We start from the raw sequence: 20,895 nt of genomic DNA, 5'->3' as shown, positions 1-20,895 counted from the left end.
CGAAGTCAGAAGTTCTATTGATTTTCTGAACTGTCGCACGATCGTTCCCACGCTCTGCGTGGGAATGCCTCAAGGGACGCTCTGCGTCCAGTGACGCGGAGCGTCACGGGCTGCATTCCCACGCGGACGGTTCGACGCCTCGACGTGGGAACGATCATGGGGGGTTATTTGCCGGGGGTAAGCGTCAACCGCGTCTTGCCATACACCCGGTCAAAGTTCTGCGGCTGCATCGGCAAGCCGATGTACTGGCCCTTGAGCCACGGATCGATGCCGTTCAGGTAGTTCGGGCTCACCGGATTCCCGGATTGCCCCGTCCCGTTCTGCCCCATCAACGGTTCGCTCTGACCGAAATCGACAATGAAGCGCATCGACGGCGCACGGGTGGTGTTGAAGTCCTGACCCCAGGCAAACGCTGCGGTGTTGAGCGTGGTGTGGTCACCGCCCGCCGCGATCGGGCCGCGAACGGTCTGGCCGTTGGCATTCTTCCACTCGTAGCGGTGCAGTTTGCCCCACTGCCAGGCCCGGCGGTCGCCGCTCAATTGGCTGTCGCCGGCGCTGATCGCTGCCGCCAGACTACGGGCGAGGATCGTCGGTTTGTCTTCTTTTTGCGGGGTGCGGGCGTCGTCCCAGAACGGGCTGTCTTCGCGGCCCAGCAAGTGATCAGCCTGGGCAGCGTAGGACATATCGCCATTGGAGATAAACGCTTTCCACGCCGGGCTGCCTTGCGGGCCGAGCTCGTCGAGGAAAATCTGCTTCATGCTTTCCTGCAGGAACAGCTCGTAGATCGCCGCATCGGCGGAAGTCGGGCTGAGCTTGCCGTCGAAGGCCATCAAGCGGGTATAGGCCTCGCGGGCCTTGCTGCGCTCGGCTTCCGGCAGTGCGTCGATCGCCTGTTTCAGCGGCTGCGCCATGCCCGGTGCCTCGAACATTTTCTTCAGTTTGGCGGCGAAGGTGGTGGTCTGGTCGTACTGCATGGCGATCACGCTGCGACCGTCGTGTTTACCGCTGCCGGCCAGTTCGGCCAGGCGCTCGCCACGCTCCGGCGCCGCCCAGGAATTGGACAGTTGCATGCCGTAGCCGTGAGGGATGACCCGCTGGTTGGCGGTGCCGAGCCAGCCTTGGGCCGGGTCCTGATCGTACGGGTGCAGCATCGGGTCGGCGTAACCGTCCCAGTCATAGCGACCTTCCCAGCCCGGCGACGGCAGCAGACCTTCACCTTCACGGCGGTTCGGGAACCGCCCGGTAACTTGCCAGCCAATGTTGCTGGCGTCGGCAAACACCAGATTCAGCGCGATGGCGCGGATTTCCCGGCTGGCGTCCGAGGCACGCTCAACGTTCTGGGCGCGGCTCAGATCGAAAAATGCATCGAGGGATTTGTCGTCGGTGAAGCTCGGCGTCTGCAAGGCCAGGCCCAAACCTGCGCCCTGAGTGGCAGCCTGGGTGCTGTTGAGCAGCGCGCCATGGCGGGTTTCGTACACCGCTTCGCGAATTGGCCGCTGGCCTTTGACGAAGTAGGTTTCGTTGCGCACGGCGACCGGTTGCCACTTGCCGTTGACCTCGTAGGACAACGTGCTGCCCTGACGACGGATTTTTTCCAGGAACAGGTCCTGGTTATCGCCGAGCACGCTGGTCAGGCTCCACGCCACCTTGCCGTTGAAACCGCCGAGCACCATCGGCAGACCGGCCACGGTCACGCCGGCGGCCTGGTATTTCGGAGCGCGGATCTGCACGAAACTCCACAGCGACGGCGCAGCCAGCGGGCCATGGCTGTCGCTGGCCAGCAGGCTCTTGCCGCTGCGGCTGCGTTGCGGGGCGATGGCCCAGTTGTTCGACGACTGAGTGCCCAGCAGGTTGATGGCGGCCAGTTGTTCGCTGGCGTTGCTCAGCTCCGTCAGCCCCGGAATCTGCCCGTTGAGCTTGATGCCTTGCAGCTTGTCGGCTTCGGCCAGCGGCAGGTTTTCGTCGGGAGCGGACGGGGTCAGCCACGCCAGTTTGTCGTTGGTCACGGTCTGCGCCAGCACCAGCGAAGCGATTTCTTCCGGCAGGTTGGCCGACTGGCTGAAGTTCAGCAGGCAGAAGATCAGCGCCGAATCTTCCGGTTTCCAGTATTCAGGCTTGTAACCGCTGGAAGCCAGGTCCCCCGGCAACTTGTCGGCATAGCGGAACAGATAGGCGTTGACGCCCCGGGCATAGACCTCGAAGAAGCGCTTGAGCCGTGGCGACGAAGCCTTGTACAGCTCGCCGGCGCTTTTCTTCAGGTTGACGGCGCGCATGTAGCGGTCGGCGTCGAGCATCGACGCACCGGACATTTCCGCCAGACGGCCCTGAGCCAACAGGCGCAGGGTGACCATCTGATTGATCCGGTCGCTGGCGTGCACATAACCGAGGGCGAATAACGCGTCGTGGAAACTGTTGCTTTCGATCAGCGGCATGCCCATGGCATTGCGGCGTACCGAAACGTTCTGCGCCAGGCCCTTGAGCGGCTGCACACCGGAGGTCGGCGGGAGGGTGTCCTGGGCGTTCCAGGTCTGACAACCGGTCAGGCTCAGAACACCGGCCACTGCTGCGGCAACGCCGAACCGGGGAAGAAAATGTGAAAGGGCTGGCGAGGCCATGGCAAAGCTCCTGCGGGGGTGTAGAGGCTGGGGGCGCAATAAAGCCGCTACGTTAGTGAGCAGGAGGGGGCCGCGCAAGCGGGGCGAGCGGTTATTTCTTCCCGTTGATCGTTCCCGCGCGCGGGAACGATCAGGCCGGGTGACTCAAGACTTCGGCGGATTGATCTTCTGCACCAGCGCGTAGGCCTTCACGGTCGCCGGGCGGTCCTTGATGTGGTTGAACCAGCGCTGCACGTTCGGGAAGTCTTCCAGGTTCTGGCTCTGCCACTTGTGCGAGACGATCCACGGGTAGATCGCCATGTCGGCGATGCTGTATTCGCTGCCGGCGACGAACTCGTTGTTCGCCAGTTGCTTGTCCAGCACCCCGTACAGGCGCGCGGTTTCATCGATGTAGCGCTTGATCGCGTAGGGGATTTTTTCCGGGGCGAACTGGCTGAAATGATGGTTCTGCCCGGCCATCGGCCCCAGCCCGCCCATTTGCCAGAACAGCCATTGCAGCGCCACCTGGCGGCCACGCAGATCCTTGGGCAGGAACTTGCCGGTCTTTTCCGCGAGGTACAGCAGGATCGCCCCGGACTCGAACAGCGACAACGGTTCGCCGCCGTCAGCCGGTTCATGATCGACGATCGCCGGGATGCGGTTGTTCGGTGCGATTTTCAGAAAGTGCGGCTGGAACTGCTCGCCCTGGCTGATATTGATCGGGTGCACGTCGTAGCGCAGGCCCGCTTCTTCGAGGAACAGGGAAATCTTGTGGCCGTTGGGCGTGGTCCAGTAATACAGGTCGATCATGGAAAGCTCCAAATCAGGAAAATGGCTTACATGCGGACAGCAAACGCCGGCTTCAGGTTGTCCTGTGTGCGTTCGATAGCTTGCTTAGTCACAGGAGGTGATGCTCAAGTACGGGAAATTCAATGACCCCGCGTGAGAAAAATCGCCATGGAACTCAAGGCCAGCGCTGCACTGATCATCATCGACCAGCAAAAAGGCATTCTGGAACCGCGTCTGGGGCGGCGGAACAATCCGTCGGCCGAAGAGCGGATTCTCGATTTGCTGAGTTTCTGGCGACGCAGCGGGCGGCCGGTGATCCACGTGCAGCACCTGTCGCGCTCGCCGGATTCGGTGTTCTGGCCCGAGCAGTCAGGCGTGGATTTTCAGGAAAGGTTTTTGCCGCAGGACGGCGAGTGGCTGATCCAGAAACAGGTACCGGATGCGTTTTGTGCGACAGGCCTTGAGGCGAAGTTGCGTGAGGCGGGGATCGGGCAATTGGTCATCGTCGGCGTGGCGACGAACAACTCTGTGGAGTCCACGGCGCGCACGGCAGGCAATCTGGGGTTTGACGTGTGGGTGGCGGAGGATGCGTGCTTTACCTTCGACAAGGCCGACTATTTCGGCACGTTGCGTTCGGCGCAAGAGGTGCATGCGATGTCGCTGGGGAACTTGCACGGGGAGTATGCGACGGTGGTCGGCACCGAGCACATTCTGGCGGCAGGCTGAAAAGCTTCCAGTGAATGGGCAGGCCCCTTCGCGAGCAAGCCCGCTCCCACATTTGCCTGCATTCCGTCAGAAGGAATACGGTCGAATGTGGGAGCGGGCTTGCTCGCGAAGGCGGTATCTCAGGCGAAGAAGATAATTGCCTGAAACATCAAGCGCCGTGGCACTTCTTGAATTTCTTGCCGTTGCCGCATGGGCAAGGGTCGTTGCGGCCAACGTCTTTCAGGGCGTTGCGCACCGGTTCCTGGTGAGCGTGGCCGCAGTTCGGGCCGTGGACATGGCCATGGTCGTGATCATGGTGGTGATGGTCATGATCGTGGTTGCAGTCTGGGCCATGGACATGAGGTTGCTGGGTCATCGGGGTCACTCCGTAATCAAATCGGCGGGGATTATCACGCCATTGCGCGCCAGGTGCACGTAGTGAGCGATGAATAAACCGGTTTCCATCTCGCCTTCCAATCGGTAGGGAATCTGCTGGTGCGGGTTTTTCAGCATTTTCACCACCTCTTTCACCTTCGGCCACAGGTTGGTACGGATCGGCACGTTGTAAAACGCGCTGCTTTTGGGGTTCACCGTGATCCAGTGTTCGTGCTCGCCCTCGGCCAGCAACATGTCGGCCAGGTGTATGCGGTATTCCAGGCCGCGCACCGTCAGGTCGCTGTCGTTGGGGTTGTCGATGCGAAAGTGCAGGATGAATTTCTGTTCCAGCAACTTGGCGCGCACCACTTCGACTTTCACCAGGTGAACGGCGGGGTCGCGGGCGTCGTCGGTAAACCATGACGCGCAGCCGCCGAGCCCCAGAAACACGAGCAGTGAGAAGACCTGGAATGTGCGCCAATGACCGAGCATGGTTTAACTCCCTTTGCTGCCCAGTCTAGCTTCAGCTGCCGAAATACCCCGCACAGCATTTCTTGAACTTCTGGCCGCTGGCGCACGGGCAGGCGTCGTTGCGGCCCAGCTTCAGTTGCACGGTCGGGTCGATGAAGTACCAGCGCCCGTTGTTCTGCACGAACGAGGAGCGCTCGCGGTGGCTGTGCTCGCCCTGACCGTCATGCCAGCGCGCGGTGAACGTGACGAACGCGTGTTCCGGCTGGCCGCCGAGCACTTCCGAACTTTCCACGTCCAGGCCGAGCCAGGTGCTCTGGGCGCTCCAGTCGCTGATCGACTGGCGATCCAGCCCCGCTTGCTGGGCGGGCAGGGTGGTGGCCACCAGATAATCGATAAGACCCAGCACATAGGCGCTGTAGCGCGAGCGCATCAGGGCTTCGGCGCACGGGGCCGGGTGGCCGGCGTGATAGTGACCGCAGCAGGCATCCAGCAGGTTGCCGCTGCCGCAAGGGCAAATGGCTGTACTCATTGCATTACCACCAGTATTTCCCGAAGTTTTCCGGATTGGCCCAGAACCGCGAGTTGAGCCAGTCGGGGACTTGTTTGTAGTCAAGCAGATCGTAGGTGAACAGGGTCAGCACCTGCTCGTCACGGGCGAAGCGTTCGCTGGCTTGCAGGGCCAGGGAATAAAAATCGGTTTCCTGCCAGCCACTGGCCGGCAGATCCGCCAGCACGGCGATGCGGCTGGCGTTGAGGTTGCGGATCCCGCCCAACAGATTCAGGCCGTCGCGCTTGGGCAAATGTTCCAGGCAATCGACCACCAGCGCCAGGTCGAAACGGCGGGCCGCCAGTTCCGCCGGCAATGCACCGGGCGCGGCGTGCGCGACGCAGGTGTCCGGGTGCGCTTCCTTAAAGGCAGCCAGCGCCGGGAATTCGCTGGCGCCGATCAGCAGCAGACGTGCCGGGGCATAGCGGTCGAGCAGGGCGGCCAATGCCTGCTGCGGCGTGCGGGAAGAAATGGCGACGTTCATCGAAGCTCCTCAATCAGAGCGCCAAGACTAGCCTGCCCGGACGCCAAGGCCTAGATCTCTGTCTCGCGGGTTTGCGGCAAATTCGTCGAAGTCCCGTGAACAGGCGCACAAACAGCAATGGCCTATTGCTGGCGGAGATTAAAACTCCGGTCTTTACTCCCTGAATCGGTTCTAAGCCGATCCCTCAGGAGAAAACTAGATGAGCATAGTTCGGACAGCATTACCCTTGGTTCTGCTAACCAGTGTGTTGACTGGTTGCGCAGGTTTGCAGAAAACCGACTGGCCGACCTGTGCGGCAGTCGGTGGTGTCGTCGGTGCGGGTCTCGGTGCGACCGAAAGCTCCGCATGGGCGGGGTATGGCGCGTTACTCGTCGGCGGTACGGCAGCAGCCTATTGCTGGGTTCACGGTGATGGCGATGAAGACGGCGATGGTGTGCCGGACAGTCGCGACAAGTGCCCGGGCACGCCTAAAGGCGTACAGGTCGATGCTGACGGCTGCCCTCCACCAGCCCCTGCGCCAGTGGTCGAAGAAGCTGTAGTGGTCAAGGAAGAAACCATTGTCATCCGCGATGTTCACTTCCAGTTCGACAAGGCCACGCTGACCCCGGCCGACAAACTGGTCCTGGATAAAGTCGCCACGCGCCTGAAACAGGAAACCAGCACGGCACAACTGACCGTGACCGGCCACACCGACAGCGTCGGCAGCGATGCCTACAACCAGAAACTGTCGGATCGCCGCGCGCACTCGGTGGTCAAGTACCTGGTCGAAAGCGGTGTACCGCAAAGCAGCTTCGTGTCGGTGACCGGTGCCGGTGAAAGCCAGCCGGTGGCAGACAACAAAACTGCGGACGGACGTGCGCTGAACCGTCGTACCGAAATCAAAATCAACCGCTAGCCCCCTCGCATCCGCGGCTTGTGCAGTCGCGGATGCGGGTCTTTACTCCTGTGTAACCGGTATGGGCCGGTGACACAGGAGCTTTAACGATGAGTGTTCTTACAAGGTCCGTCTTGCCGGTTCTGCTGCTGGGCAGCCTGTTGACCGGTTGCGCCACCCACAGCGATGGCACCGCTCCCCTCAATCAACGTACCTGGCCGATCTGCAGCCTTATTGGCGGACTGGTCGGCGGCGGTCTCGGCGCGCTCGAAAGTGGCGGCTGGGCCGGCGGTGGCGCTGCGCTGGGGATCCTCACCGGCGGATTGATCTGCTATGCCCAGGATGGCGATGAAGACGACGACGGCGTGTTCGATCGCCGCGACCGTTGCCCCGATACCCCGGCCAATACCCCGGTCGACCACCGTGGCTGTCCGCTGCCGCAATACCCGGTCACCGAGAAACCGGCCGAACCGGCCCCGCAAACCGAAGTCATCACCCTCAACGATGCCGGCAACGTGCTGTTCGACTTCGACAAGTCCGATCTGAAACCGGCCGCGAAAAGCCAGCTGGACACGCTGATGGACAAACTGCGCAATGCCGATGTGGTGAGCATCAAGGTCATAGGCCACACCGACAGCAAGGGTTCGGATGCCTACAACCAGGCACTTTCGGAACGTCGCGCCAGCAGCGTGGCGGAGTATTTGCTGAGCCAGGGCCTGGCGCCAAACAAACTCACCAGTGAAGGGCGCGGCGAAAGCGAACCGGTCGCCGATAACAACACGGACGAGGGGCGTGCGCAGAACCGTCGGGTGGAACTGCACATCAATCGTTAGGATGAGTCTGTAGTCCGCAGGCTAGAGCTGTCGGTCGATGAACGTCGTCGAACCGGCAGCCATCCGGCGGCGGTCCGGTTTTTTTCATTTTCCCCTCTGGCTTATCCCCTGCAGAAGCCGTTACTGTGCGCCCAAAGAATAATTCGCAACACGGGGGAGCGTATGAAGGTGTTCTGTGGGCTGGGGCGATTGTTGACCCTGCTGTTCTGCTGCGTGGTGCTGGCCAATCAGCTGGTGCCGTTTGTTCATCCGCTGCACCTGCTGGTCAATCTGGCGGGCGGTCTGCTGCTGGCGATCCACGTACTCGAAGTGCTGCTGTGCAACCGCAGTCTCAAGGGGCGTCCGCACCCTTGGCGTGATCGTGGCCGTATCCTGTTGTTCGGCGTATTCCACCTGCAAACCATCCCGGCCCCGGCCGCTCCGGAGGCTTCCCATGCGTAAACTCTGCCTGCTCGCTGCATTCATCAGTCCCCTGGCCTGCGCCCAGGTGGTCAGCGTCGAAACCAACTCGCTGATGCGTCTGCCGAACACCGCCAGCACTCTGCAACTGGAGAAACTGGTGGTCGCCGATTACGGCACTTTGCTGATTCCTTCGAACGTGACCGAACTGAGTGTCGGCGAATTGCAACTGGGCCATGAAGCGCGCATTGCCATCGTGCCGAGCGAACAGGCGCTGGAGATGAAAGTCATCCGCGCTCAACTTGCCGAAGGCAGCCAGATTACCGCCCGTGGCGCACCGGGCACGTACGAAAAAGCCGCCCGCGCCGGGCGCAATCTGAATCTGCAATTCAAGGCGTTGAATGCGCCGAAACTGGTGGTCGATGCCCGTGGCGGCACCGGTGCGCCGGGTTTTGTCGGGCTCGATGGCGCCAACGGTCAGGAGCCGGGTTGCACCTGGGGCCAGGCGGGACATGGTTTTGATGGCAGCAACGGCAGCGATGGCCAGCCGGGTGCACCGGGCGCGCTGGTGCGTCTTGAAGTGCCGCGCGAGTTTCCGGCCGAGCTGATCAAAGTTGAAGTTGCCGGCGGTGCCGGTGGCCCGGCCGGTCCTGGCGGCAAGCCGGGGGCGGGTGGCAAGTCCAAGGGCTGCCTGGTCTATCGCGCCGATGGTGGCAAGAGCGGCAAACCGGGGGCTGACGGACAGCCGGGGCCTGCGGGTGCGGCGGGGTCTGTCACTGTACAGCGCTTGTAACCGATTGCTCTCACCTTCGTTGATCGTTCCCACGCTCCGCGTGGGAATGCCTCAAGGGACGCTCCGCGTCCAGTGACGCGGAGCGTCACGGCTGCATTCCCACGCAGAGCGTGGGAACGATCAGGCAAAACGCGCTCGTCAGAACGAGGGTCGCGCAGCAGCCACCGCCACCAGCACCACCCCGACCAGCAGATTGAAACCCACCACTTTGCGAATCCGCCCCAGCACTGCCGCACCCGCCGGCCAATCCTTCGCCTGCACCGCCGTGCGCAGTTCCGGCAGCATCAACGCCTGAATCCGGATGAACAGCGCGGTCATCACCACATACAACCCCATCATCACCTGCACATAACGCGGCGCGTTATCGAAGGCGATGTGTTGCAGATGCAGCATGCCCACCCCGGTGACCGGCAGCAGAATCACCGCCCCCCATACCCAACGAAAAAAACCTTGAAACACTTCCACCCAGAGCGTCAGGCGTCCGGGACCGTCCAGTGCCTTCATCGCCGCAGGGCGCAGCACCATCCAGGCGAAAAACATACCGCCGACCCACACCAGCGCGGCCAGTACATGGATGGGGTAAACGAGGCTAAAAGGTGTCATTGGGGTACTCCGTTCTGCGCAGGATCGATTCGCGGGGTATGATAGCCCCCCATCCGAACCACTGAAAATTTATCCAGCGTTTTTTGCGCCCGACACTCAATGATCAGCACTGAACTCAAAACCACGATCCAGGGCGCCTACTCGCGTTTTCTAGAGGCCAAGAGCCTCAAACCGCGTTACGGCCAGCGCCTGATGATCGCTGAAGTCGCCAAGGTCCTCGGGGATATCGACACCGACGACGAAGGCCGGCGCAGTGGCGACCCCGCGATTGTCGCGGTGGAAGCCGGCACCGGTACCGGCAAGACCGTGGCCTACAGCCTGGCGGCGATCCCGACCGCCAAACTGGCCGGCAAGCGCCTGGTGATCGCCACCGCCACCGTCGCCCTGCAAGAGCAGATCGTCTACAAGGATTTGCCCGACCTGATGCGCAACAGCGGGCTGAACTTCAGCTTCGCCCTGGCCAAGGGCCGTGGCCGCTACATGTGCCTTTCCAAGCTCGACATGCTGTTGCAGGAAGGCCATGCGCAGACCGCCACTGCGCAGCTGTTCGAAGAAGAAGGCTTCAAGATCGAGGTCGATGAAGCCAGCCAGAAGCTGTTCACCAGCATGATCGAGAAGCTTGCCGGCAATAAATGGGACGGCGACCGCGACAGCTGGCCCAACGCGCTGGAAGACGCCGACTGGGCGCGCCTGACCACCGACCACAGCCAGTGCACCAACCGTCATTGCCCGAACTTCGGCCAGTGCGCCTTCTACAAGGCTCGCGAAGGCATGGGCAAGGTCGACGTGATCGTCACCAACCACGATATGGTGCTGGCCGACTTGGCACTGGGCGGCGGGGCAGTCTTGCCCGATCCGCGCGACACCATTTATGTGTTCGACGAAGGTCATCACCTGCCGGACAAGGCCATCGGCCACTTCGCCCATTACACGCGTCTGCGCTCCACCGCCGACTGGCTGGAAACCACCGCCAAGAACCTCACCAAGCTGCTGGCCCAGCACCCGCTGCCGGGCGACCTCGGCAAGCTGATCGAGCAGGTGCCGGAGCTGGCGCGGGAGATCAAGACCCAGCAGCAATTCATGTTCACCGCGTGTGAACAGATAGCCGATTTCAAGCCCGGCGAAGACGTCGAGGGCCGCGAGCGCCCGCGTCATCGCTTCATCGGTGGGGTGATTCCCGAACACATGCGCGAGATGGGCATCGAGCTGAAAAAAGGCTTCTCCCGTCTCAATGATCTGTTTACCCGTCTGACCGACCTGCTAAAGGAAGGCATGGACGGCGAGGTCAACATCGGCATCGCCAGCAATCAGGCCGAAGAGTGGTATCCGCTGTTCGGCAGCCTGTTGTCCCGTGCTTCCGGCAACTGGGAGCTGTGGACCGCGTTCACCGCCGAAGACCCGGAAGACAACCCGCCGATGGCCCGCTGGCTGACGCTGGCCGAAAGCGGTTCGCTGTTCGACATCGAGGTCAACGCCAGCCCGATCCTCGCAGCCGAAACCCTGCGTCGCAGCCTGTGGAACGTGGCCTACGGCTGTCTGATCACCTCCGCGACCTTGACCGCCCTCGGCACGTTCGACCGCTTCCGCATGCGCGCCGGCCTGCCGAAAAAAGCCGTCACCGCCGTGGTGCCGAGCCCGTTCCATCATGCCGACGCCGGTGTGTTGCGGGTGCCGGACCTGAAAGCCGACCCGCGCGATGCCGCCGCCCACACCGCCGCGATCATCCGCGATCTGCCGGAGCTGGTCGAAGGCTCGCGCGGCAGTCTGGTGCTGTTCTCTTCGCGCAAACAGATGCAGGACGTGTTCGACGGCCTCGACCGCGACTGGCGCAAGCAAGTGTTCATTCAAGGCAACCTGTCGAAACAGGAAACCCTGAACAAGCACAAGGCGCGGGTCGATGGCGGCGATTCCAGCGTGCTGTTCGGCCTCGCCAGTTTTGCTGAAGGCGTGGACTTGCCCGGCGCCTATTGCGAGCATGTGGTGATCGCCAAGATCCCGTTCTCGGTGCCGGACGATCCGGTCGAAGCCGCACTGTCGGAATGGATCGAAGCCCGGGGCGGCAATCCGTTCATGGAGATCTCGGTGCCCGACGCCTCGCTGAAGCTGGTTCAGGCCTGCGGCCGACTGCTGCGTACCGAAGAAGACCGCGGCACCATCACCTTGCTGGATCGGCGGCTGGTCACCCAGCGCTACGGCAAGGCGATCCTCAATGCGTTGCCTCCTTTCCGTCGTGAAATATCCTGAGACATCGGTGGGCAGTTTTGCCCGCCGCGCTGTCTATCTCTCTGCTATCGCTTTTCCATTGGCCCTTGCGGGTCGTTAGGGAGAAATCCGTTCTCATGATTCGTCGTTCGTTGCCTGCCATTTTTGCCCTGGTTTTCGCTGGCCCCTTGCTGGCGGCACCTGCCGGCCAGCAGACCCTGTTCAACTTTGTCCGCCCCGCCGACGTGGTGAAGGTCGCGACCGAAAACGCCGACCTGCCGCAAGCCAACGCCGAGCAGACCCCCGAAGGCGAAGTGCTGCGCCGGGTGACGTTCAACCCGACGGCCCGCCCGACCTTGCGTCTGTCACCGCAGACCGGTGCCTGGGACTGGTCGCAGTCCGGCATGATGAGCCTGCGTATCCAGAGCGCGATGAACTGGGCGGTGACCGTCTACGTACAAATCCAGAGCAACGACGGCAAGACCCTGGTCAGCCGCGTCGATCTGCCGGCCGGCCCGGCGCAGACCTTGCTCGTGCCATTGACCGCAACCTCGCCACTGAGCCAGGGCATGAAAGCCGGGCCGGTGATGCCGATGACGATCGATGGGCAGCGCATCCTGCTGGCGAGCAGCAGCGGTGAGCTGGATCGCAGCCAGGTGGTGTCGGTCAGCCTGTCGATGGATCAGCCGAAAGCCGCGCAAAGTCTGTTGCTCGAGCGCTTTGGCGTGCAGGACGAGGGCGAGGTGATCAAATCCGCCTACGGCAATCTGGTGGATGCCTACGGCCAGTCGACTCGCGGCAAGTGGCCGGAAAAAGTCGCCAATGACGAACAACTGAAATCCGCCGCCGCCAAAGAACAGCAACAACTGAACACCTGGCTGGCCGAGCGCGAAAAGTCCTCGCTGGACAAGTTCGGTGGCTGGAGCAAAGGCCCGGCGTTCAAGGCCAGCGGTTTCTTCCGCACCGAAAAACGTGACGGCCGCTGGTATCTGGTGACGCCCGAGGGCCATCCGTTTTATTCCCTTGGTGTGAACACCGTCAGCCCGGAGGTCAACCAGACCTACGTGGCCGGCCGCGAGTACATGTTCGAATTCCTGCCAAAACCGGGAGAGCCGCTGGCCAGCCATTTCGGCGAAGGCGACAACCGTGGCGGCAACGGTGTCGATCAGGGTCGTGGCTACAACTTCGGTCGCTGGTACGACTTCTACGGCGCCAACCTTCAGCGTCTGTATGGCGAGCCATGCATTCCGGACAGCGGCAACAAGGCCGGAGTGGCCGAAGCCGCCAAGGCTGGCGCCGCAGAAGAAGCCGCGACCAACGCCAGTGCACCGGTAGCCGCCTCCGAACAGCCGAAAGCCGGGGTCGCCGAGTCGGCAGCCACCAGCGGGCAAAGCGTTGCGAAGCCGTGCACGAACACGGTCGACGAGCAAAAGTGGGCCAGCCACACCCTCGATCGCCTGCAAGCCTGGGGCTTCAACACGGTCGGTAACTGGAGCGCGCCTGCCCTAGGTGACGCCGAGCGCATGCCGTACACCTTGCCGCTATCGATCGTCGGTGATTACACCAGCATCAGCACCGGCACCGACTGGTGGGGCGGCATGCCTGACCCGTTCGATCCGCGCTTCGCCATGGCCACCGAACGCGCCGTGGCGATTGCCGCCCGCGATCATCGCGATGATCCGTGGCTCATCGGCTACTTCGCCGACAACGAACTGGCCTGGGCTGGCCCCGGTGATGATCCGAAATCCCGTTACGCGCTGGCCTACGGCACCTTGAAAATGACCACCGACGTTCCGGCCAAACGCGCGTTCCTCAAGCAGTTGCGCGACAAGTACCGCAATCAGGCGGGGCTGTCGAAGGCCTGGGGCATTGATCTGCCGGCGTGGGAATTGATGGAAGACCCGGGTTTCGAGGCGCCGCTGCCGAATCCGGAGCATCCGGAAATCGAGGCCGACTTCAAATATTTCCAGAAGGTGTTCGCCGACACCTACTTCAAGACCATTTCCGACTCGCTGAAATGGCACGCGCCGAACCAGTTGCTGCTTGGTGGCCGTTTCGCCACCAGCACCCCGGAAGCCGTGGCGTCCTGCGCCCAGTATTGCGACGTGCTGAGCTTCAACATGTACACCCTGCAACCGCAGGACGGTTATGACTTCGCCGCGCTGCGCAACCTCGACAAACCGGTGCTGATCACCGAATTCAACTTCGGCTCCACCGACCGTGGCCCGTTCTGGGGCGGCGTGACTCCGTTGAGCAAGGAAGAAGACCGCGGCCCGGCCTACGCCAACTTCCTCAAACAGGCGCTTAGCGAGCCGTCGATTGTCGGCGTGCACTGGTTCCAGTATCTGGATCAACCGGTGACCGGGCGTCTGCTCGATGGCGAAAACGGCCACTTTGGTCTGGTTGGCGTCACCGATCTGCCGTTCCAGGGTTTTGTCGAAGCCGTGCGCAAGAGCAACCTGGCGACCGTCGATCAGTTGAACAAAGAGGCGCAGAAAGCGGCTGCCGCTGCGGACAAGACCGGCCACGAAGCCGAAGGCGGCCGCAAGGCAGACGCCGGCAAAGGCCCGGGGCAGGGGGCCGGCCACACCGGCGGGCATTCGGGCAACGGTCACTGATCGTTACGAAACCTGAAGACCGCCCGGCCCGCAGCGGTTCCCAAAACCCTCACGGGCTGGAACAATGCGGGCCACTTTGTAGAGCGTTTTCGCGGGGGAGTTGCGGGTGCAGATTCAGGGACATTACGAGCTTCAATTCGAAGCGGTGCGCGAAGCTTTCGCCGCACTGTTCGACGATCCCCAGGAACGCGGCGCCGCGTTGTGCATCCGGGTCGGCGGGGAAACCGTCCTCGACCTCTGGTCCGGCACCGCCGACAAGGACGGCGCCGAGGCCTGGCACAGCGACACCATCGCCAATCTGTTCTCCTGCACCAAGACCTTCACCGCCGTCACCGCGCTGCAACTGGTTGCCGAAGGCAAGTTGCAGCTCGATGCGCCGGTCGCCCGTTACTGGCCGGAATTCGCCGCCGCCGGCAAGGAATCCGTCACCCTGCGCCAACTGCTTTGCCATCAGGCCGGTCTGCCGGCCCTGCGCGAATTGCTGGCGCCGGAAGCGCTGTATGACTGGCAAACCATGGTCGACGCTCTCGCCGCCGAAGCACCGTGGTGGACGCCGGGCACCGGTCATGGCTATGCCGCGATCACCTACGGCTGGCTGATTGGCGAATTGCTGCGGCGTGCCGACGGTCGCGGGCCGGGGGAATCGATTGTGGCGCGGGTCGCCAAACCGCTGGGGCTGGATTTCCATGTCGGTCTGGCCGACGAAGAGTTTCATCGCGTGGCGCACATTGCGCGGGGCAAGGGCAACACCGGCGACGCCGCTGCCCAGCGCCTGCTGCAAGTGACCATGCGCGAGCCGACGGCCATGACCACCCGGGCCTTCACCAATCCCCCGTCGGTGCTCACCAGCACCAACAAGCCGGAGTGGCGCCGCATGCAGCAACCGGCAGCCAACGGCCACGGCAATGCACGCAGCCTGGCCGGGTTTTACGCCGGTCTGCTCGACGGCAGCCTGCTGGAAAGCGAAATGCTCGAAGAACTGACCCGCGAACACAGCCTCGGCGAGGACAAGACCTTGCTGACCCGCACCCGTTTCGGTCTCGGTTGCATGCTCGATCAACCCGACGTGCCAAACGCCACTTACGGCCTCGGCCCGCGTGCATTCGGCCATCCGGGTGCGGGCGGTTCCATCGGTTTTGCTGATCCGGAGCACGATGTGGCCTTCGGATTTGTGACAAATACCCTGGGGCCGTACGTCTTGATGGATCCGCGCGCGCAGAAGCTGGCGCGGGTACTAGCCACTTGTCTGTAAAGCATCGCACGAGGCTCCAGGGCCGGAACCTCATGGCGAATTTCGTTTCAAAGCGTCTGTTTATCCGGGCGAAAGTCCTCTGATTGTTCACTACTTCTTTTTGTGGGTTTCCAATGTCGTCCAAACAAACTCTCGCCCTGGCCCTGTGTTTCGCAATCACCGGTTGTGCACAGACTCCGAAGAACGACGCCGATGGCGGCAGCTGGTGGCCGTTCGGTTCTTCCGACAAAGTCGCAGCCAAGGAGCCGGCTCCGGCGCCTGCCCCGTTGAAACCGGCCGCCACCGCGCCGGTTGCCAAGGCCGAGAGCAGCAGTCCGTGGTACTGGCCGTTTGGCTCCGACGACTCGGCGGCCAAGGCTGAGGTGAAGGCTGAAGCCAAACCCGAAGCCAAGCCGGTCGAAGTCGCCAAGGCTGAGGCCGACAAGGGTGGCAAATGGTGGTGGCCGTTTGGCGGCAAGGAGCAGGACACGGCCAAAGTCGTGCCGATGCCCGATCCAAAAGTGACTCAAGCCTGGCTGGATGACTACGAGCCGCGCCTGCGCACCGCGATCAAGGACAGCAACCTGCAACTCGAGCGCCGTGAAAACGTGCTGGTCGTGACCGCGCCGGTGGAAGGCTCGTTCAACCCGGACCGCCCGGCGATGCTGCTGCCAGTGACCCTCGGCCCGTTCACCCGCGTGGCGAAAATCCTCGAAGCCGACCCGAAAACCGCCGTGCTGGTGCTCGGTCACAGTGACACCACCGGCGCCGCTCCGGCCAACGTCAAGTTGAGCCAGGAACGCGCCCAGGCCGTGGCGGCGATCTTCCGTCTGAGCGGTCTGCAGCGTGATCGCCTGATGCTGCGCGGCATGGGTTCCGAAGCGCCGCGTGCCGCCAACGACAGTGTTGAAGGCCGTGCCCTGAACCGTCGTGTCGAACTGCTGGTGACGCCGCAAAACACCATGGTCGCACTGCTGAGCAAATACAACATGCCAGCACCGAAGCCAGTGACCATGGTCGCTGCTCAGGACGTCAAGCCTGCCGCCAAACCGGTGACCCCGGCACCGGCTGCGAAGAAAGCCGCTGTACCGGCCACCAAAAAGGCTCCGGCCAAGAAAGCTGCTGCTAAGGCTCCAGCGAAGAAGGCCCCGGCCAAGGCTCCGGCGAAAAAGACCGCGCCCGCCAAAGCTGCCGCAACCGACAAGAAAGTCGCTGCGACCGATACCACTAAAAAGTGATCCGCTAACGAAAAGGAATGCGCCGTGACCCAGTCTCTGGCAGATATGCGTCGTGATTACACCCGGGACGGCCTGACCGAGGCGCAAGCCCCGGCTGAGCCCTTTGCGTTGTTTCACCAGTGGTTTGCCGAAGCGGTGAAAACCGAACAGGCGCCGGTGGAAGCCAACGCGATGACCCTGGCCACGGTGGATGCGGACGGCCGTCCGCATTGCCGCATTCTGCTGCTCAAGGGGCTGGACGAGCAGGGCTTCACCTTCTTCACCAACTACGAAAGCGCCAAGGGCCAGCATCTGGCGGCGAACCCGTTCGCTGCCATGACGTTCTTCTGGCCGACCCTGGAGCGCCAGGTACGGATCGAAGGGCGGGTGGTGAAGGTCACGCCTGAAGAGTCCGACGCTTACTATCAGGTGCGACCGCTGGGCAGCCGTCTCGGCGCTTGGGCCTCCCCGCAGAGCCGGGTGATCAACGGCCGGGGTGAACTGGAAGACTTGCTCAAGGCCACCGAGCAACGTTTCACCAACACCCAGCCCGATTGCCCGGAACACTGGGGAGGCTACCGTTTGCTCCCTGAGCGCATCGAGTTCTGGCAGGGCCGCGCGAGCCGTCTGCACGATCGCCTCAACTACCGTGTGCAGGGCGCCGACTGGATTCTTGAACGTCTGGCACCGTAAACAGTCTACCGAGCGGGATAGCCTGCCGCAGCGGCCTCAAGCCACTTCGGCAGGTCCCGGCGCTTGATCTTCTGCGCCTGAGCCTGCTTCAGCCGTTCGAGCATGAAGGCGCGTTTGCCTTCATCCTTGCCGGCCAGTGACAGGGCCAGGTCGCGATCCATCCAGCGTTTGATCCGCACATACAGCCACCAGTGGAAGTACAGACCGGCGGCGGTGGTGACGACAATGATGAAGTAATCCATGGAAATCCTTGGGTCGGCGGCGCAGGAAACGGATTTTGGCGCTACTGTTGGGTGAGTTCGCGGGCGCCTGTACCGGGCCTGAATGAAAGCAACTTTATCCGGGCGACGCCGTGACAGGCGTCAAGCTGCGGAGTTTAATGAATACCTGTCCTTTGGAGTTGATGCTATGCGTAAGTCTGTTCTGCTGGTTGCTTCCTTTTCCACGATGGCGATGTTGCTGACCGGCTGCCAGTCGAGCCTGACCGGTGACTCCTACTCCCGTGACGAAGCGCGTCGCGTGCAGACGATTCGCATGGGCACCATCGAATCCCTGCGTCCGGTGAAAATCGAAGGCACCAAGACCCCGATCGGCGGCCTCGCCGGTGCAGCGGTGGGCGGTGTCGGCGGCAGCGCCATCGGCGGCGGCAAAGGCAGCATCGTTGCAGCCGTTATCGGTGCCGTGGCCGGCGGCCTGATCGGTTCGGCCACTGAAGAAGGCCTGACCCGCACTCAAGGCGTTGAAATCACCGTGCGCGAAGACGACGGCAGCATGCGTGCCTATGTGCAGCAAGTGCAGGAGAATGAAGTATTCCGCGTGGGTGAGCGGGTACGGATTTCGACTGTTGGCGGCACCAGCCGCGTTTCGCACTAATCGCGAACAAGCGGTAAAAGAAAACCCCGATCAGGTGACTGGTCGGGGTTTTTGTTTGGTGTTCACCAGTGATCGCGATAGACGAATGCGATTGGGTAGGACGTATCTTTAAAGGCGTGGGTGATTGTTCGACGTGAATAAAGGCCGACATTAAGAGAAGTCGTAGGCTTGTGATCTAGATCAGTTTATCGAGCAGGAACTCTTTAAACCAAGGTGGCTGTACGTCAGATTTGATTTCAATCAGCTCCCCGTCTGTGATCTCTGCAACCTGTGTCAGTCCTTCGCTACCTTCGTCGGAGTTATCAAAGATATAGGCTCTGTTCGAGGTGAGGATTGCATCCGATAGGAGCGCCAGAGACCTCCAATAACGCTTTCGTATCTTTTCAGGAGGAACGTTGTGCCCACCCTGTGATACGCGATAGGCAACCCTGGCGACATTGATTTCCGGGTCGGCTGTTGCAACGTAATAGACGTAAACCCTGTACCCGGATCTCTGGGCTTCGTAGAGCAAATCGACTTTATCTGATGAGGACATGACGGTTTCGAACGTAAAACTGATTTTCTCTTTGATCAGAGAGCGCCGTATGAAGTCGGAAAGAGCGGAGGCTACATAGGAGTCGATCTGAGTATCCGAGAAGCTGAGCCTGTCACCTTCAATCGTAATCGAATCCATTTTTGCCAATGACTCTGGAGCTTTTTTCAGCAGGGCGTGGTTGCGGAAAAAATCGAAAATGTCATTTTTGTGAGATTCGATGCGATAGGTGGTGAAATCAAAATAACCAGTGTCTTTGATTGCACGCTCTATATCATCCGGGTTTATGTAATTTCCCAATAGATGCGCAGGAACCAGCCGATTAAAGGTGCTTTTTCCTGAGCCATTTGGTCCGGCGAATATACGTACCCTCGGTGTGCTCAAGAAACGACCTGTTTAGGCAGTTTGCTGATTTGCAGGCGAGTCCCGCTTTTCAGGTTTCCATAGGTGCCGATCGAGCGCAGTGCAACCGAAGATTTTTCTGTAACTTCAAACAATTGACCATCTTTGGCGACAAGCACAGCAGCCCCATTGGCAAGCGCCATTTTGTAGGCGTTGTTGAATGCTTTCAGGGCAATGTCCGGAATATAAGACTCCTGCACGGCAATCTGACTGTCCGTCATTGGGCGCTTTTCTGCTTTGCGTGACATGGAAGGCTCCGAAAAAACATTCTGAGGTGACGCTGCTGTCAACAGGAGATATAGCACACTTGAAAGGCTCAGGTTAAGCGCTGCGAGCAGCGCCAACGGGAGACTATCAATGCTTTGCAGGGTTCTGGAGCCCAATCATGTGTGTGAATCTTTCATTGAGTCTTGGGCCTTCCAGTGAGAGGCGCGTAATGAGCGTGTTAACTTCCTTGTGTGGATCCTTTTCTGCTCGCCGCCAACGTCACCGCATAACCGATCAATGCCGCAAACACCGAGCCGGTGAGAATGCCCATCCGGTCCATCCCGGCGTATTCACTGGCGCCCGGCACGAAGGCGAGGGAGCCGACAAACAGACTCATGGTGAAGCCGATCCCGCAGAGGATCGCCACGCCCAGCACCTGGCCCCAATTGGCGCCTTGGGGCAGGGCGGCGATGCCGGTCTTGACGGCGAGCCAGGTCAGGCCGAACACGCCGATGGTCTTGCCCAGCAGCAGGCCGACGGCGATGCCCATCGGGACGTGGTGGGTGAAGCTTTCAGCGGTTACGCCGGTCAGCGACAGGCCGGCGTTGGCGAAGGCGAACAGCGGCAGAATGCCGTAGGCGACCCACGGGTGCAGCGCGTGTTCGAGGGTCAGCAGCGGCGAAGGCTCGGCATTCCTGGTGCGCAGCGGGATACAGAATGCCAGGGTCACGCCGGCCAGCGTCGCGTGGACGCCGCTCTTGAGCACGCAGACCCAAAGGATCAGACCAATGATCATGTACGGCCCGAGCTTGACCACGCCGAGCCGGTTCATCGCCACCAGCGCCGCGATGCACGCCGCCGCCAGGCCCAGCGACAGGGTCGACAGCTCGCCGGAGTAGAAGATTGCAATGATCACGATGGCCCCGAGGTCATCGATAATCGCCAGGGTCATCAGGAACAGTTTCAGCGACACCGGCACGCGCTTGCCGAGCAAGGCCAGCACGCCGAGGGCGAAGGCGATGTCGGTGGCGGTCGGAATCGCCCAGCCGTCGAGGGCGGCGGGATTGTCGCGGTTGAGGAACCAATAGATCAGCGCCGGCACCAGCATCCCGCCGATGGCCGCCGCGCCAGGCAGGACGATCTGCGACGGTTTCGACAGCTGGCCGTCGAGCACTTCGCGCTTCACTTCCAGGCCGATCAGCAGGAAAAACAGCGCCATCAGGCCGTCGTTGATCCACAGCAGCAGGGGCTTGGCGATCTTCAACGCGCCGATCTGCGCCACCACCGGGGTGTCGAGCAGGCCGCTGTACAACCACGACAACGGCGAGTTGTTGATGATTAGAGCCAGGATGGCCGCGGCGATCAGTAACAGACCGCTGGCAGCTTCCAACTGAAAGAAACGCGTGAAAGTGCTACGCAGAGGCAAGGTCGCTCTCCATCGATAAAGTCAAAA

The 20,895-nt window shown here is 61.7% G+C and carries 22 protein-coding genes; 11 read left to right on the top strand and 11 right to left on the bottom strand.

What is annotated here, in order from left to right:
• Positions 1–164: 164 nt before the first annotated feature.
• Together K5E37_RS00420 and K5E37_RS00415 are read right to left on the bottom strand one after the other, a co-directional pair.
• The gene (locus K5E37_RS00420) at positions 165–2,615 is read right to left on the bottom strand and encodes a penicillin acylase family protein (protein ID WP_221532875.1); all 2,451 of its coding nucleotides are present in this window, start codon (positions 2,613–2,615) and stop codon (positions 165–167) included.
• Positions 2,616–2,759: 144 nt separating this feature from the next.
• Positions 2,760–3,404, bottom strand: coding sequence for a glutathione binding-like protein (locus tag K5E37_RS00415; RefSeq protein WP_039771345.1), 645 nt, complete (start codon positions 3,402–3,404; stop codon positions 2,760–2,762).
• A 147-nt stretch (positions 3,405–3,551) separates the two neighbouring features.
• Here K5E37_RS00415 and K5E37_RS00410 point away from each other — a divergent pair, with 147 nt between their 5' ends.
• Positions 3,552–4,109, top strand: coding sequence for a cysteine hydrolase family protein (locus K5E37_RS00410; RefSeq protein WP_221532874.1), 558 nt, complete (start codon positions 3,552–3,554; stop codon positions 4,107–4,109).
• Between the two features lie 148 nt (positions 4,110–4,257).
• Here the strand turns inward: K5E37_RS00410 and K5E37_RS00405 are convergent, their stop codons facing one another.
• The 4 genes from K5E37_RS00405 to K5E37_RS00390 are packed head-to-tail and all read right to left on the bottom strand — an operon-like array spanning position 4,258 to position 5,965.
• Complete coding sequence (locus K5E37_RS00405) at positions 4,258–4,464, bottom strand: SEC-C metal-binding domain-containing protein (RefSeq protein WP_007955014.1); 207 nt, start codon at positions 4,462–4,464, stop codon at positions 4,258–4,260.
• A gap of 5 nt (positions 4,465–4,469) precedes the next feature.
• Positions 4,470–4,955 (bottom strand): LEA type 2 family protein, encoded by a 486-nt coding sequence (locus K5E37_RS00400; protein ID WP_007955016.1) that lies wholly within the window; start codon positions 4,953–4,955, stop codon positions 4,470–4,472.
• Between the two features lie 31 nt (positions 4,956–4,986).
• Positions 4,987–5,463 carry a YchJ family protein gene (locus K5E37_RS00395; protein WP_221532873.1) on the bottom strand — a complete coding sequence of 159 codons (477 nt, stop codon included), beginning with the start codon at positions 5,461–5,463 and terminating at the stop codon, positions 4,987–4,989.
• A gap of 4 nt (positions 5,464–5,467) precedes the next feature.
• On the bottom strand, positions 5,468–5,965 hold the full coding sequence (locus tag K5E37_RS00390; RefSeq protein ID WP_011332778.1) for a DUF6231 family protein: 498 nt from the start codon (positions 5,963–5,965) through the stop codon (positions 5,468–5,470).
• A 199-nt stretch (positions 5,966–6,164) separates the two neighbouring features.
• Between K5E37_RS00390 and K5E37_RS00385 the strand changes: the two genes are divergently transcribed.
• The 4 genes from K5E37_RS00385 to K5E37_RS00370 all read left to right on the top strand — a co-directional run bounded on the left by K5E37_RS00385 (position 6,165) and on the right by K5E37_RS00370 (position 8,864).
• Complete coding sequence (locus K5E37_RS00385; protein WP_007951999.1) at positions 6,165–6,860, top strand: OmpA family protein; 696 nt, start codon at positions 6,165–6,167, stop codon at positions 6,858–6,860.
• Between the two features lie 89 nt (positions 6,861–6,949).
• Positions 6,950–7,672: an OmpA family protein gene (locus K5E37_RS00380; protein ID WP_007952001.1), complete on the top strand. Its 723-nt coding sequence runs from the start codon at positions 6,950–6,952 to the stop codon at positions 7,670–7,672.
• Positions 7,673–7,834: 162 nt separating this feature from the next.
• Positions 7,835–8,113 carry a DUF1145 domain-containing protein gene (locus K5E37_RS00375; protein WP_039771353.1) on the top strand — a complete coding sequence of 93 codons (279 nt, stop codon included), beginning with the start codon at positions 7,835–7,837 and terminating at the stop codon, positions 8,111–8,113.
• On the top strand, positions 8,106–8,864 hold the full coding sequence (locus K5E37_RS00370; RefSeq protein WP_007952004.1) for a hypothetical protein: 759 nt from the start codon (positions 8,106–8,108) through the stop codon (positions 8,862–8,864). Before K5E37_RS00375 ends, K5E37_RS00370 begins: the two co-directional genes overlap by 8 nt.
• 138 nt (positions 8,865–9,002) lie before the next feature.
• On the opposite strand, the gene K5E37_RS00365 is transcribed toward K5E37_RS00370, so the two are convergent.
• Positions 9,003–9,467, bottom strand: coding sequence for a CopD family protein (locus tag K5E37_RS00365; protein ID WP_064382929.1), 465 nt, complete (start codon positions 9,465–9,467; stop codon positions 9,003–9,005).
• A gap of 99 nt (positions 9,468–9,566) precedes the next feature.
• Between K5E37_RS00365 and dinG the strand changes: the two genes are divergently transcribed.
• From dinG to pdxH, 5 genes are all read left to right on the top strand, one after another.
• Positions 9,567–11,711 carry an ATP-dependent DNA helicase DinG gene (gene dinG / locus K5E37_RS00360; RefSeq protein ID WP_221532872.1) on the top strand — a complete coding sequence of 715 codons (2,145 nt, stop codon included), beginning with the start codon at positions 9,567–9,569 and terminating at the stop codon, positions 11,709–11,711.
• 95 nt (positions 11,712–11,806) lie between these two features.
• Complete coding sequence (locus K5E37_RS00355) at positions 11,807–14,287, top strand: beta-galactosidase (RefSeq protein WP_221532871.1); 2,481 nt, start codon at positions 11,807–11,809, stop codon at positions 14,285–14,287.
• A 106-nt stretch (positions 14,288–14,393) separates the two neighbouring features.
• A complete protein-coding gene (locus tag K5E37_RS00350) occupies positions 14,394–15,539 on the top strand; it encodes an EstA family serine hydrolase (RefSeq protein WP_007959136.1) in 1,146 nt (381 codons plus the stop codon).
• A gap of 113 nt (positions 15,540–15,652) precedes the next feature.
• A complete protein-coding gene (locus tag K5E37_RS00345; protein WP_085605356.1) occupies positions 15,653–16,756 on the top strand; it encodes an OmpA family protein in 1,104 nt (367 codons plus the stop codon).
• Between the two features lie 24 nt (positions 16,757–16,780).
• Entirely contained in the window at positions 16,781–17,428 is a 648-nt protein-coding gene (pdxH, locus tag K5E37_RS00340) for a pyridoxamine 5'-phosphate oxidase (protein WP_085605358.1), read from the top strand.
• Between the two features lie 5 nt (positions 17,429–17,433).
• Here the strand turns inward: pdxH and K5E37_RS00335 are convergent, their stop codons facing one another.
• Positions 17,434–17,670 carry a hypothetical protein gene (locus K5E37_RS00335; RefSeq protein WP_007959143.1) on the bottom strand — a complete coding sequence of 79 codons (237 nt, stop codon included), beginning with the start codon at positions 17,668–17,670 and terminating at the stop codon, positions 17,434–17,436.
• A 166-nt stretch (positions 17,671–17,836) separates the two neighbouring features.
• On the opposite strand from K5E37_RS00335, the gene K5E37_RS00330 reads away from it, so the two are divergent.
• Positions 17,837–18,301 (top strand): glycine zipper 2TM domain-containing protein, encoded by a 465-nt coding sequence (locus tag K5E37_RS00330; RefSeq protein ID WP_007918566.1) that lies wholly within the window; start codon positions 17,837–17,839, stop codon positions 18,299–18,301.
• Between the two features lie 175 nt (positions 18,302–18,476).
• Here the strand turns inward: K5E37_RS00330 and K5E37_RS00325 are convergent, their stop codons facing one another.
• The 3 genes from K5E37_RS00325 to nhaA form a co-directional block, all read right to left on the bottom strand.
• On the bottom strand, positions 18,477–19,217 hold the full coding sequence (locus K5E37_RS00325) for a zeta toxin family protein (RefSeq protein ID WP_085605360.1): 741 nt from the start codon (positions 19,215–19,217) through the stop codon (positions 18,477–18,479).
• Positions 19,214–19,483, bottom strand: a complete 270-nt coding sequence (locus K5E37_RS00320; RefSeq protein WP_085605362.1) for a hypothetical protein — start codon at positions 19,481–19,483, stop codon at positions 19,214–19,216. Before K5E37_RS00320 ends, K5E37_RS00325 begins: the two co-directional genes overlap by 4 nt.
• A gap of 197 nt (positions 19,484–19,680) precedes the next feature.
• On the bottom strand, positions 19,681–20,868 hold the full coding sequence (gene nhaA, locus K5E37_RS00315) for a Na+/H+ antiporter NhaA (protein ID WP_085605364.1): 1,188 nt from the start codon (positions 20,866–20,868) through the stop codon (positions 19,681–19,683).
• Positions 20,869–20,895: the final 27 nt, after the last annotated feature.

Origin of the sequence: Pseudomonas sp. RIT778, assembly GCF_019718735.1 — a bacterium.
Classification (GTDB): domain Bacteria; phylum Pseudomonadota; class Gammaproteobacteria; order Pseudomonadales; family Pseudomonadaceae; genus Aquipseudomonas; species Aquipseudomonas aphyarum.
Note: the sequence above shows the minus strand (reverse complement) of the source record. Positions and strands in the feature narration are given on the sequence as shown.

Bases quoted from the DNA above. Each gene is read 5' to 3' on its own strand.
- K5E37_RS00380 (WP_007952001.1), top strand. From the start codon at position 6,950: ATGAGTGTTCTTACAAGGTCCGTCTTGCCGGTTCTGCTGCTGGGCAGC.
- K5E37_RS00370 (WP_007952004.1), top strand. From the start codon at position 8,106: ATGCGTAAACTCTGCCTGCTCGCTGCATTCATCAGTCCCCTGGCCTGC.
- K5E37_RS00335 (WP_007959143.1), bottom strand. From the start codon at position 17,670: ATGGATTACTTCATCATTGTCGTCACCACCGCCGCCGGTCTGTACTTC.
- K5E37_RS00410 (WP_221532874.1), top strand. From the start codon at position 3,552: ATGGAACTCAAGGCCAGCGCTGCACTGATCATCATCGACCAGCAAAAA.
- K5E37_RS00415 (WP_039771345.1), bottom strand. From the start codon at position 3,404: ATGATCGACCTGTATTACTGGACCACGCCCAACGGCCACAAGATTTCC.
- K5E37_RS00375 (WP_039771353.1), top strand. From the start codon at position 7,835: ATGAAGGTGTTCTGTGGGCTGGGGCGATTGTTGACCCTGCTGTTCTGC.
- K5E37_RS00355 (WP_221532871.1), top strand. From the start codon at position 11,807: ATGATTCGTCGTTCGTTGCCTGCCATTTTTGCCCTGGTTTTCGCTGGC.
- K5E37_RS00345 (WP_085605356.1), top strand. From the start codon at position 15,653: ATGTCGTCCAAACAAACTCTCGCCCTGGCCCTGTGTTTCGCAATCACC.
- K5E37_RS00395 (WP_221532873.1), bottom strand. From the start codon at position 5,463: ATGAGTACAGCCATTTGCCCTTGCGGCAGCGGCAACCTGCTGGATGCC.
- dinG (WP_221532872.1), top strand. From the start codon at position 9,567: ATGATCAGCACTGAACTCAAAACCACGATCCAGGGCGCCTACTCGCGT.
- K5E37_RS00420 (WP_221532875.1), bottom strand. From the start codon at position 2,615: ATGGCCTCGCCAGCCCTTTCACATTTTCTTCCCCGGTTCGGCGTTGCC.
- K5E37_RS00320 (WP_085605362.1), bottom strand. From the start codon at position 19,483: ATGTCACGCAAAGCAGAAAAGCGCCCAATGACGGACAGTCAGATTGCC.
- K5E37_RS00365 (WP_064382929.1), bottom strand. From the start codon at position 9,467: ATGACACCTTTTAGCCTCGTTTACCCCATCCATGTACTGGCCGCGCTG.
- K5E37_RS00390 (WP_011332778.1), bottom strand. From the start codon at position 5,965: ATGAACGTCGCCATTTCTTCCCGCACGCCGCAGCAGGCATTGGCCGCC.
- K5E37_RS00400 (WP_007955016.1), bottom strand. From the start codon at position 4,955: ATGCTCGGTCATTGGCGCACATTCCAGGTCTTCTCACTGCTCGTGTTT.
- K5E37_RS00330 (WP_007918566.1), top strand. From the start codon at position 17,837: ATGCGTAAGTCTGTTCTGCTGGTTGCTTCCTTTTCCACGATGGCGATG.
- K5E37_RS00385 (WP_007951999.1), top strand. From the start codon at position 6,165: ATGAGCATAGTTCGGACAGCATTACCCTTGGTTCTGCTAACCAGTGTG.
- K5E37_RS00405 (WP_007955014.1), bottom strand. From the start codon at position 4,464: ATGACCCAGCAACCTCATGTCCATGGCCCAGACTGCAACCACGATCAT.